The organism is Candidatus Acididesulfobacter guangdongensis, assembly GCA_004195045.1.
Lineage (GTDB): Bacteria > SZUA-79 > SZUA-79 > Acidulodesulfobacterales > Acidulodesulfobacteraceae > Acididesulfobacter > Acididesulfobacter guangdongensis.
This window is the reverse complement of the sequence record SGBC01000001.1, coordinates 810,892-823,179: the sequence shown is the minus strand read 5'-3', so window position 1 is coordinate 823,179 and position 12,288 is coordinate 810,892. Positions and strand designations below refer to the sequence as shown.

The window sequence follows — 12,288 nt, the reverse complement described above, 5'->3', positions numbered from 1 at the left end:
ATAAGGTAAATACAGCAGCATCATCGGTGTCAAGCGCATAATATTCTTAATTTAATTTGCACGGTGTTAATCTTAAGATTGAAAACTGAATGTTCTTTCATTTTTCCATTCTTCAATATTGTTCTTAAACTGCTCTAAAAACTCAACAGCTTCACTCTTAGTTTTACCTTCGGAATAAATTTCAAAATATGCTCCCTCAGATGCAGGGGTGGATAAGACCCATCCGTCCGCTTTAAAAAGTTTTATTCCATCGACAAACAATGCATCTTCTTCTTTATACGTTTCTATAAATTTTCTCATAATGAAACCTTTTAGTTCTGTTGGACACGGTACAGTTGTGTATTCAAAATAACTTGGCTCTACATATCTCAATTCATTTTTAATAGAAGTGTTTAACGTTGCCAGCATTTCTAAAAGTTTTATTGCCGAATACATTCCGTCAAATGCAGGCTGAAACACGGGGTGTATATATCCGCCCTCATTGTCCCCAGCAAAACATATTTGAGAATTTGCCGCCTTTTCCATCAGAGCGCTTGAAAAATTTTTTGCCGGAATTACTTCAAAAGCGTATTCTTTTGCTAATTTGCTTATATTAAATGAAGAATTTACAGGCACAGAAATAATTTTATTCTGATTTTCCGTTTTCATAACTAAAAGGCTCATGAGCGAAAGGGCTGTATTCCCGTCAATTACATCGCCGTTTTCATCGCATATAAAAATTTTTTCTCCGCCGTTATCCATAAAGATACCTATATCCGCGTTAATTGACCTTACAATACCGGAAAGATCTTTTAGCGATTTTTTAAATTCTTCATCGCTTTTGGTTATTTTAGTCTGGTCAAGATTGGCATTGAGATGAACGGATTCAACGCCCAATTTGCCTATTATCGCCGGAAATATTTTGCTGGAAGATCCGTAAGAATAATCTATAACTATTTTAAAATTCCTTTTAGCAATTTTATCAACATCTATTGTTTTTAAAAATCCGTCGGTATAATATTCCGTGCCGTGTGTCGGATAAAAAATTTCTCCTGTGTCTTCAGAGCCCACCCTTGTGAAATCTTCTCTGAAAAACAATCTCTCTATCTTTTGTTCATTTGCAAGAGAAAGGTCTAATCCTTCCGAATCAAAAAATTTGATATTTATCAGTTTTCTGTCAAAAGGATGTTTTCTTACATGAATACCGCCGAATGTTTTATATTGTCGCGCCTGATATCTCGCAATAGGTATAGGAGTGTCGCTAAAATCGTTTACATTAACGCCGACGGAAAGAACGCCGGACATCATAGCCCTTGAGAAAAGTCTTGATGCTTTATGGCTGTCTCTTGAAATAGATATTGTTTTAGACTTGCCTATCGATGCACCGAAGGCAGCGCCCAATTTTGAACAAAATTCCGGCGTTATTTCATAATTGGCAAGCCCTGTAACTCCATACTGACCAAAAATTCTTGCGCTCCATTTATCGGACCAGATTAAACTTTCTGAAAGTATAGCGCCGTCTTCCACATTTTTAAACGGCCATATTTTCACATTAGGATTTATAACCGCGTCATTTCCTATTATGCATGCATCTGAAATAATTCCACCGGTACCGACAAAGACATTATTTCCTACCTGTGTTCTATATCCTAAGATAGTTTCCTGTAATTCGCATGAGCTGCCGATATGCGAATTCTTACCGACAACAGAGCCGCTTATTGATGTATTCCCCTGTATAACTACATTGTCGCCGATAACGCAGTTTTTGATTTTGCATTGCTGCATTATTTTGATATTTTTCCCGAATATTGAATTTTCAACATCGGAAGTTATATCAATTATTGTACCTTCCGCAATACGTATATTTTTTTTTGTTAAATGTCCTCCGTCTATATCGATATCAACCTTACCTGCAATAATATCAAGGTGGCTTTGTCTGTATTCAGAAAGCGTGCCTACGTCTTTCCAGTATCCGTCGGAAATAAAACCGTAAAGCTCCATATTGTTTTTCATAATAGAAGGAAAGAGCTCTTTAGAAAAATCAAATTCCTTTTTTTCTGGAATAAATTTAAATATATTTTTATTTAAAATATAAATCCCTGTATTTATAGTATCGCTAAAAACCTCCGACCATGACGGTTTTTCAAGAAATTTATTAATTTTACCTTCATTGTCGGTAATAACTATTCCATAAGGGAGCGGATTTTCAACCCTTGTCAGAACTATAGTCGCATCGGCATTTTTTTCTCTATGAAAATCAACAGGTTTTTGAAGATTAAAATCTGTAATAATATCGGCGCTTATAACCATAAAACTGTCTTCTTCGATAAATTTTTCAACATTTTTAACACTTCCGGCAGTACCATAATCTTCGTCGGCAAGAATGTATTTAATATTGACTCCGAATTGGCTTCCGTCTTTAAAATAGCTTGTAATGACTTCAGGCTGAACATAAAGCAAAACGATAAGGTCTTTAATCGAATATTTTTTCAATAAATTTATTACATGTTCCATCATAGGTTTGTTGGCGACATGTATCATCGGTTTAGGAGTATTATTCGTCAACGGCTTAAGTCTTGTTCCAAAACCTCCTGCCATAATAACAGCTTGCATAGATTAATTTTCCTCCTTTTTATGCTTTTTTATAATAAAAGTATCATAAATTATATTAATTGATATAGACATGTTAATTATCTATTTAATTAACGAACTAAATATGATAAGGTAGATATATGAAGTTGCACAAAACGCGATAGCGAAATCAGCATCAAAAATAAATATTATATATTTTAAACACAGCCGCCGTACATAAAAGTATATAAAATAAAATAATTATAACAACTTGCTGCCGTAAATATTTAGCGTGCATTATTAAATATTAAACTATAAAATATAAATATTAAACTATTAAACTATAAATAAACATTTAATACACCTATATTTTAATTATATCTTAAATTATTTAAAAAAATAACAAATTTTAAAAATTTTAATAAAAAAATTATGCTTAAATACATATTACATTTAGATACGCTGCTGTTCTTATTTATAAATAATAATTTTCATTTTTCAATGCTCAACGAAAATATGAGGGCAGTCACATTCTTAGGAAACGGCTGGGTTGTATACTGGCTTGTCTTATTATTTGTTTATATTTATAACAGACAAAATTTTAAAAAATCTTTCTTTTTGTTATTTATTACTCAATTGGTTCCAGGCATATTTGATATTATCTTAAAAAGATTAATAAACAGACCGAGACCAATCGTCGCAATGCATAAATTGATAGAACAGGGTTTGGTGCATATCGACCTGCTGGGAAGACATCTTACCGAATATTCTTTCCCTTCAGGTCATTCAACAACAGCTTTTTCGTTAGCCGTTGCCCTTGCTTATTTTTTTCCTAAACATTACAAACTATTTTATATATTAGCCGCAATCGTCGCGTTTTCAAGGGTATATGACGGCGAACATTATCCTCTTGATGTAATTGCAGGAGGCATTTTAGGATACGGTTTTGCTAAACTTACATTAATAATTTATCAAAGAATTACAAAAACAAACGGATATAATTTTGAAAAACCTTAATCCTGCAATAGAAAATATTTATGCATTTCTTTGCTCTGTTAAGCGAAATATAAGTAAAAAGTAAAAGGAAGTAAAAGGTGTCTAAGTAAAAGGTGTCTGACACCTTTTCCGAGTAGATAACTTTCTATTGCAGGATTAAGGAAAAAAATTAAAATTGACTTTTTATCCGCAATTTTATATTATTAACAATTAACTTGTATATTTAATTATCATTAATATATAAGAAAACAGTTTTTTATTGTTTTGTGCATAATAAAATAATAAAATAGTAAATAAATAGATTCTTTGCAAGCTAATTTAACTAATTTTAATAAATAATTAATAATTATACTATGATTGCTTTTTTAACAGTTGTTCTTATAGTTTCGGCTATTTTTCTTATCATCGTAATTTTAATGCAGCAGGGTAAGGGTCAGGAAATGGGCGCCGTCTTCGGCGGGAGTTCCCAAACCGTGTTCGGGGCTTCAGGAGCCGGAAATTTTTTAACCAAAACTACCGCCGTGCTTGCGGTAATTTTTCTTGGTTCGGCGTTTTTAATAAGCTATATAGCGGCAAAGCAGGTTGCGCCAATATCCATAAAACACTATCTTTCTGCTAAAAAAACATCTGCAGCAGGCAAAAATGCAGTAAAAAAAACCGGCAGTCTAAATATTTCTAAGAAGATTACAGCCAAAAAAATTACGGCAAATCATACCGGTAAAGCTGCCAATAATAGCGCTCTTGTTAAAACGCCTGCAAAAAACAGCACGGTTGTTAATAATAAGACAAGCGAGAAATCAAAAAAATAGTTAAAGGACTGAATTATAATATAATAATATTATAATATATAAATTTGTAAAGCTGTAAAACGCAGAAGAATGCATTAAAAAAATTTCATTATATTGTGTGTTATCTAAAGTATAAAGTATTAAAACTGCCGAAGTGGTGGAACTGGTAGACACGCCATCTTGAGGGGGTGGTGGATAATATCCGTGCCGGTTCGATTCCGGCCTTCGGCACCATCTTTAAAATGTTAACTAAATAAAAATTTAATTAATGTTTTTCAGCAGCTCTGAATCTTCATTAAATTTTAATCTTATATATTTTTTAAAATTATTAATCAATTCTATTTTGTTATCACCGTCTTCTGGGTATGACACGCTCACATATCCTTCATAAAGATCGTCTAAAAATTCTCTTATTCCGGCTTCTAAATGTAAAACGCCTTCTTTATCTGTTCCGGGCAAAAATACAATAATTTCTTTGCCCTTGATAATCATAGAATCCGCAGTCCTCAGCGAACCGAGTATACTTTTAAAAATCTTGTCATCTATTGCAGATATATTAAGTTTGATATATAAAAGACTTAAATAGTCGATAGACGTTATATTCTCTGAAAATTTTAAATCTTTCCTTATTCTTTTATACTCCGAAATTGTTGTGCCAAGCAATATTTCTAAAACAAAACTTTGTTCTGATTTCAACAAGTAAGCCATGTCATCTCTCTGTATATTGTTTTATTATTATTTTATTGTATTATTTTTTATTGTTTGCTAATAATAGTCTAGTCTCATTAATTAAAACAAAAAAATTACTTTATAGCGCAAATATATTTTTTATTGCAATAGATCATCTAACAACTCCCGCTTTAATTGCGGTTCTATAACAGTGCTATAATTGTATTCAGGATGATTGACGGCAATTAAGCTTTTGCCGATTTCAAATTGTTTTATCTCATCTTCGTTAAAATGAAATTTTAAAAAATGCACCATTTGAGTACGGTTCGTTTTATAATCTAATGCGCTCTGTTTATCGGCAGTCCCTTTAATAACTATAACCCGCCGGACTATATTGTTATTCAGTTCGTTAGTCATATCCTTATTCAGCTCATCATTCCGACTATTTTCATGATTCACTCTCGTTATATGAAGCTCAACGAAGTCATGAATACCGACTAATTTTGTTATCAGCTTTTTTCTTTCTTCATCATCAGGTATTTCTATAAATAAAGTAAAAGAAAGCTCATTTTTTTGAGGCATTAACTCATTATATACATCAATTTCTTCCTGTATCTTTTCTTCAGAAACAATCCGTTCCACCCTGAGCATTTCTTGAATCTGAAACAATAACGTTTGAAAATTTTCAAACGTTATTAAGAGTTTGTCGCCAATATGGATTCTTCTTCTCTCTTTTAACTGCAGAATATCTTTTATTCGCTGTTCTCTTTGTTTTTCGTATTCATAAATGTTTATAATATCTTTAAGCTCAATTTTTCTCATATTTATCTGCTAACCCGAATAAGCTTTATATAAAATTTCAACCGGATGCTTGACTTTTTTGCCTGTTGCCATCTCAATCTGATCAGAAGCCAGCGGGCAATCCGAAATAAAATAATCCATCTGCATTTCAGTTATCTCTTCAAATAAACTTTTTCCTACATCTAGAGCGTAATCAAAGGTTTTCTTCTTCACCCCGAATGTTCCGTCATGTCCTGAACATTTTTCTATAATTTTAACCCTGGTATCAGGAATAAGTTTTAATAGATTTACCGCTTTATAGCCAACATTAAGGGATTTTAAATGGCAATTAATATGATAGGCGATATTACCCATAGATTTTTTGAAATCGGTATTAAATTTATCATTTTTGTATAGATTAAACAGATACTCGTTTATTTCATAGGTTTTAGCTGAAATTAACTGTACGTCTTTATCGTCTGGAAGCAGCAGCGGATACTCATGTTTAATCTGCATTGCGCATGTCGGCACAGGAACTATTACATCAAAACCCTCTTTGATATACTTTTTTAAATTCTTGACATTGTATTCGGCTTTTTTTATTGAATTATTGATATCCCCTGTATCGTAAAAAGGTATGCCGCAGCATTGTATGTCCGGCAGCTCAATATATATATTATTTTTTTCTAAAACTTTGATTAAAGCAATCCCTCTTTCTAAAAAATTATAATTAAGCATACAGGTATAAAAAAGAACGACTTTTCCGCTAAACTGTTCTACAGGTTTTTTATCCGGCTTGTAATTATTGCGAAACCATTTTTCAAATGTTATTTTATTAAACACCGGTAATTTGGCTCTTTTATCCAAGCCCATAAAAGGTTCCATTATGGAACGCACAGCCTTTGATGTATTGATTTTATTAATTATAGAAGCCATAGGGACTGATTTTTTACCCATACTGTCGGTATCGACAAGCAGCTTGTCCTGAATTCTTGCTCCTTCTTTTTTAAATCTGAACGCTTTAAATCTAAGCGCTAAATGCGGAAAATCAATTTTCCATTCATGAGGGGGAGTAAACGGACATTTAAAATAGCATCGTTTGCAGTAAAAACATAAATCGAGCGGTTTCATCAATTCTGCTTTAGTCATAGCCCCGACATCGCCGTCTTTTTTATCTACAACGTTGAATATTGCAGGGAACGAAGGACAAAACCCAACGCATAGCCTGCAGCTTATACACTTAAGGTATACCCTTTTTATTTCTTCAAAAAGATTATCTTCACTGAAAAAATTTGCGTCTTTTATATCGAAGTTCTGAGCTTCTTTCGGGTCTGCACCTGCTTTGTACATTGATGCTCCTGATTAATTTATTTAAAATTTTCAAGTAATTTTTGAAATCTTCCTGCATGGGATTTTTCCGCCTTTGCAAGTGTTTCAAACCACAAAGCCAGGTCGTCAAAACCTTCTTCTCTTGCAGTTTTGGCAAAACCCGGATACATTTCGGTGTACTCATATGTTTCACCGGCAAAAGCCGATTCCAGCATTTCTTTTAAATCGCCAAGCGGTTTGCCAGTGGCCGGATCTCCGCCTTCATATTTTCTTAAATAATCAAGATGTCCGAAAGCATGCCCTGTTTCCCCTTCCCCTGTCTCTCTAAAATTATTTGCAATATCCGGCTCACCCTGAATATCGGCTTCTTTTCCAAAATACAAATATCTTCTATTCGCTTCTGATTCTCCTGCAAATCCATTTTTTAAATTTTCAAAACTCTTCGTTCCTTTTAATGTTTTAGCCATAACAGATAAACCTCCGGATTTTTATTTAATTATTTAATTATTTAATTAACTTATTTTATTTTAAGCAGCAATCATAATATAATGTTATTATATCGTAAATAATTTAATTGGCAATTGTTTTATAAAACAAAAAGATATTTTAAAATTTTGCAGCCGTCTTTTTAAACAAATTATATATAAATTAAATAAATAATCTAAGTAAGTAAGTAAGTAAGTAAGTAAGTAAATAAGTAAATAAATAAATAAGTAAGTAAATAAATAAATAAGTAAGTAAATAAGTAAGTAAATAAATAAATGAATGAATGAATGAATTAAATAAATGAATTAAATAAATAAATAAATTAAATAAATAAATAAATTAAATAAATATAAATTTTATATAATTATAAACAATGTTTGAAAAAATTTTTAATATAATCGGCAAAAAAATGAATTTGAAAAATAATGCGTTGCATCGTAATGATAAATACAAAAAAAAATTTATAAATACAGACTTAATAAAAAAAATACCGGATATACATTCTGTTATTAATCCGGATAAGATAGAAAAAATCATAAAAAGCAGAAGAAAGAGCGTAACTTTGGAAATTACCCCTTCCGCAACCCTTATTATAAGATTGCCGTTAAATTATACTGAATCAGGCATTTATAATCTGTTAAAAAAAAATGAGAAATGGCTCAATGAAAAATTTGAACTTATGGAGTCTAAAAAATATGCTGCAGGCGAACAGAAATTATTTGTCTCCGGTGAAAAATTTCTGCTCCTCGGAAAAAAATATACTCTAAAAATTATTGACGGCAATGAAAATGATTTTAAATTAGCGCTGAGTTCGGAAAATATCTCATCTGCGCACTGCTCTTTATCGATATTAGATAATTTTTGTCTATTACATAATGAAAATTCTCAATCTTTCTATATTTTCAATATACCTCCTGTTCAAACAGAACGCTTTATTCAGACGGTAAAGAATAGCTGCATAGAAATAGAGATTATACCGAAAAATAAATATTATAAATACGAATGCATCGGCAAAAAAACAGATAGCAAAAGTGTAAACTATTCTGAAAACCGCCGTAATTTTTACACTGCTGAGGACTATAGATTATTTTTTGAAAATTTTTATAAATATAAAGCATCCGCCGTAATATCGCAAAGGATTAAAGTTATATCGGACGCTCACGGTTTTAAATATAAAAAAATCGGTTTAACCTCTGCAAAAAAACGATGGGGTTCGTGTTCATATAACGACTGCATAAGAATAAACTGGAGACTGATAATGGCTCCGACAGATATCATTGATTATGTGATAATTCACGAACTATCGCATACGATACATAAAAATCATTCTAAAAACTTCTGGAATTATGTGGGTTTAATAATGCCTGATTACAAAATCCGTATAAAATGGCTCAAAGATAACGGACATATGCTCAAATTAGATTGATTTTCAGGACTAAATTTTATTATAATGTATTTTGAAGCTAATAATTGAAAGTTAATAATTTTGATTTTATTTTTTTGTAAACACTTTCATATACTTAATACTTAATATGATAAATAAAATAATCTAATTTTCAAGAGGTGCATAATGTATTTTGGAAATAATTCAAACGGCGGCATAAGGGCGGCTTACGGCACCGGTGAAAGAGAAGGTTTGTCGGATTTTTTCAGGGGTATTTTCACATGGATGCTTTTCGGACTGGCTATTACAGGCGTTATTGCGGAATTAGTGTCTTCGGATAAGCCGATGGTAATATTTCTGAGCACTCATGTCCTGTTATTTTATATACTTATAGGATTACAGCTTGCCGCAGTTTTAGGACTTTCATTCGGCATTAATAAATTGCCTGCCGTTATGAGCGAAACCATTTTTGTTTTGTATGCCGCCCTTACCGGCATTACATTTTCAACAATTTTTCTAATTTACACATCGCAATCCATAGGATTAGTATTTTTTCTAACAGCATTTTCGTTTGGTTTGCTTGCGTTTATAGGCTATACAACCAAGAGAGATTTAACATCCATGGGTAATTTTATGATGGTAGGTTTAATTGCGATAATAGTAGCTATGTTTGTCAACTTTTTTTTGCACAGCAGCGCCTTAATGTATATTATTTCTATACTGGGAGTAGTTATATTTTTGGGTTTGACAGCCTACGATATGCAAAAATTGAAACAGATTTACATGAGCGGTTCTTTTGATGAAAGAAAAGAGACGGTTATGGGCGCATTGACCCTTTATCTTGATTTTATAAATCTTTTCCTGATGCTTTTAAATTTATTTGGTCAGCAGAGGGACTAAAGTTAAAATTAAAAAGATTAAGAAATAAAATTAATATCTGTGATCAATTTGCTTTTCTCGCCTGATTCTTTCATGAGCAGCACAAATTCTTTTAAAAATGCATTATTATAGAGTTCTCTATGTAACATCATATTGTTTAACGCGTCTTTTTTTTCTAATTTGATTTTATATGGCAACTCCCTTGTAAGCGAATCAAACATATTGACAACTATAAGTATTTTGCCGAAAGCGGAAATATTTTCTTCCATTTTACCATACGGATAACCGGTTCCGTTTGACGCTTCATGATGTTCAATAACGGCATTTATAATATTATCGTTGTCAACCTCATTTTCTATTAAAATTTCTTTTGAATAAATAGGATGCTTCTTTATTTCATTTAATTCTTCTTCGGTCAAATTTTGTTTCTGCAGTAATTGCTGTGAAATTTTTATTTTTCCTATATCATGCACTAATCCTGCCAATCCTATCTCATATAATGATACTTTGTTGGAAAATCCTAATCTGCCTGCAAGCGTCATGGCATAAATACTGACGTTCATACCGTGCCCCACTTCGCCGGCATCGTGCTGTGACATATGAATAATATTAACCAAAGCAAGTTCACTCATTAAAATATATTCCACCATAGTTTCAATGACCTGTTTCAGCTGTTCTTTGACATCTTTTATGTTTCCGGTAGTCATTATATATTGCGCATATATTTTTGAATAATTGTAAATACTCACGGCTTTATCTTCAAAACTTTTATTGTCGGCAGATGTTATGTTCTTCATATGTTCTATCATATCTGCATCATATGTTCTTTTATCTTCCTGTTTAATATACAGATTGCAGACTCCGTTATTTTTCAGTCTTAAAACATCGTTATTCGAGAATATAAGCGCTTTCGACCTGTATAAAACATATCTGTCGCCTGTTTTAATATATAGCGGATAATCGGAATTTTTGCCGAATACGAGACTTTCTATTATTATCGGCAGATAATTTTCTTTTTGCATATGGTTTTATATAATTTGACAGAATATAACTATGTATAAATAAAAAATAAACCGGTTAAATACATTCGGCGTCGTTTTTGCCATTATTATGCTATTAATCATGTAAATAAATAAACCGCTTAGATACAGTAATTAACATCAAATTAAAACGGCATCCAACCCTTTTTTCTTGACTGCTTCTACAAAATCCTGCGCATCGGCTTCAGAACCGACTATAGCCCCGTAATGCATAGGGATAGCAACTTTTGGATTAATAGTTAATGTAGCGTCGAGAGCCTCTTTGGGAGTCATTACGTAAGTTCCGCTTACCGGAATTAGCAAAATATCAATATTTTCATCCTTTAAATTTTTCATTTCAGGAATATTGTCCGAATCTCCGACATGATAAATCTTTACATTGTTAATAAGCACTATAAACCCTAATTTTTTATCTTCTTTAGGATGATATACGATGCCGCGTTCTCTAAATTTGTTGACATTATAAGCAGGAACTCCTTTTATGTGAATTCCATCATAATCCATTGAATCTCCAGGGTTAATTATCACAATTTTATTTGCTAACTGGTCGCCCAATGCCTTTTCAGTCATTTCATTCATAAATAAAACGGTGGATTCTTTAATTATTTTTCTTATATCATCTATTGAAAAATGGTCGAAATGTTCATGCGTTATAAGAATATAATCAGCCTTCGGAAGGTTTTCTTCTATCTTAAACGGGTCAAAATAAAGATTAATTTTACCGTTTGAAACTAAAAAACAGTCATGGGCAATTCTTTTTATAGTAATATCTTTATAGACGTACATTAAAATATCTCCTTATTTTTTAGTTATATTTAAGATTACATTAAACAAAATAATCAAATAATCAAATTATCAAATTATCAAATTTAAAAATTTGAAACTGCAACATTATAGCACTATAATTGAATCTATGATGAATTATGTTTTTGTCAATTATTATATTATTTGTGTATGATATATGATAAATGAATATAATTGTGATATAATTTAATCTGACGGCAGTGTTATTAGCGTTTATTTATTAATAGGCTGATTAACAATTTGCAATAGCCTATTTTATTTATTAAATTTATCGCCTGCTAAACAATATGCAAATAATATAAACATACTAAAAATATTAACAATTATATAAATTATATATAGTTATACATCAAATTATAAATGCACAAGCTATATAATACGATATTATATCAAATATTACAATAAAATAACAAAGATAATTAATATTTTAATTTGTATTTTATTATTATATTAACATTATCAATACATAATACATAATATATAATATTTACAATAATTATCAACACATTTTTAGGACAAATATGCTAAAATTTAATTAAGTGCCCTGCGTTATGCTATGCAATTTGTCTTTAAGTTAATTTTA

Annotated in this window: 11 protein-coding genes and 1 tRNA gene; 5 read left to right on the top strand and 7 right to left on the bottom strand. The window is 31.2% G+C overall.

Annotated elements, in window-relative coordinates:
* Positions 1–72: 72 nt before the first annotated feature.
* On the bottom strand, positions 73–2,592 hold the full coding sequence (locus EVJ46_03780) for a nucleotidyltransferase (protein ID RZD17359.1): 2,520 nt from the start codon (positions 2,590–2,592) through the stop codon (positions 73–75).
* Positions 2,593–2,982: 390 nt separating this feature from the next.
* Here EVJ46_03780 and EVJ46_03775 point away from each other — a divergent pair, with 390 nt between their 5' ends.
* The 3 genes from EVJ46_03775 to EVJ46_03765 all read left to right on the top strand — a co-directional run bounded on the left by EVJ46_03775 (position 2,983) and on the right by EVJ46_03765 (position 4,568).
* Entirely contained in the window at positions 2,983–3,567 is a 585-nt protein-coding gene (locus tag EVJ46_03775) for a phosphatase PAP2 family protein (protein ID RZD17358.1), read from the top strand.
* A gap of 332 nt (positions 3,568–3,899) precedes the next feature.
* Positions 3,900–4,355, top strand: a complete 456-nt coding sequence (secG, locus tag EVJ46_03770) for a preprotein translocase subunit SecG (protein ID RZD17357.1) — start codon at positions 3,900–3,902, stop codon at positions 4,353–4,355.
* Between the two features lie 127 nt (positions 4,356–4,482).
* Positions 4,483–4,568, top strand: a tRNA-Leu gene (locus EVJ46_03765).
* 27 nt (positions 4,569–4,595) lie between these two features.
* Here EVJ46_03765 and EVJ46_03760 read toward each other — a convergent pair.
* From EVJ46_03760 to EVJ46_03745, 4 genes are all read right to left on the bottom strand, one after another.
* A complete protein-coding gene (locus EVJ46_03760) occupies positions 4,596–5,042 on the bottom strand; it encodes a hypothetical protein (protein RZD17356.1) in 447 nt (148 codons plus the stop codon).
* A 120-nt stretch (positions 5,043–5,162) separates the two neighbouring features.
* Positions 5,163–5,825 carry a DUF3501 family protein gene (locus EVJ46_03755; protein RZD17355.1) on the bottom strand — a complete coding sequence of 221 codons (663 nt, stop codon included), beginning with the start codon at positions 5,823–5,825 and terminating at the stop codon, positions 5,163–5,165.
* Positions 5,826–5,834: 9 nt separating this feature from the next.
* Complete coding sequence (locus tag EVJ46_03750; protein RZD17354.1) at positions 5,835–7,133, bottom strand: Fe-S oxidoreductase; 1,299 nt, start codon at positions 7,131–7,133, stop codon at positions 5,835–5,837.
* 17 nt (positions 7,134–7,150) lie between these two features.
* Positions 7,151–7,579, bottom strand: coding sequence for a rubrerythrin (locus EVJ46_03745; GenBank protein RZD17353.1), 429 nt, complete (start codon positions 7,577–7,579; stop codon positions 7,151–7,153).
* Positions 7,580–7,971: 392 nt separating this feature from the next.
* Here EVJ46_03745 and EVJ46_03740 point away from each other — a divergent pair, with 392 nt between their 5' ends.
* Positions 7,972–9,024, top strand: a complete 1,053-nt coding sequence (locus tag EVJ46_03740; GenBank protein ID RZD17352.1) for a M48 family peptidase — start codon at positions 7,972–7,974, stop codon at positions 9,022–9,024.
* Positions 9,025–9,168: 144 nt separating this feature from the next.
* Positions 9,169–9,882, top strand: a complete 714-nt coding sequence (locus EVJ46_03735; GenBank protein ID RZD17351.1) for a Bax inhibitor-1/YccA family protein — start codon at positions 9,169–9,171, stop codon at positions 9,880–9,882.
* Positions 9,883–9,899: 17 nt separating this feature from the next.
* Here the strand turns inward: EVJ46_03735 and EVJ46_03730 are convergent, their stop codons facing one another.
* Both EVJ46_03730 and EVJ46_03725 read right to left on the bottom strand, forming a co-directional pair.
* Positions 9,900–10,883, bottom strand: coding sequence for an HD domain-containing protein (locus EVJ46_03730; protein RZD17350.1), 984 nt, complete (start codon positions 10,881–10,883; stop codon positions 9,900–9,902).
* A 138-nt stretch (positions 10,884–11,021) separates the two neighbouring features.
* Positions 11,022–11,687: an MBL fold metallo-hydrolase gene (locus EVJ46_03725; GenBank protein ID RZD17349.1), complete on the bottom strand. Its 666-nt coding sequence runs from the start codon at positions 11,685–11,687 to the stop codon at positions 11,022–11,024.
* Between the last annotated feature and the right edge of the window lie 601 nt (positions 11,688–12,288).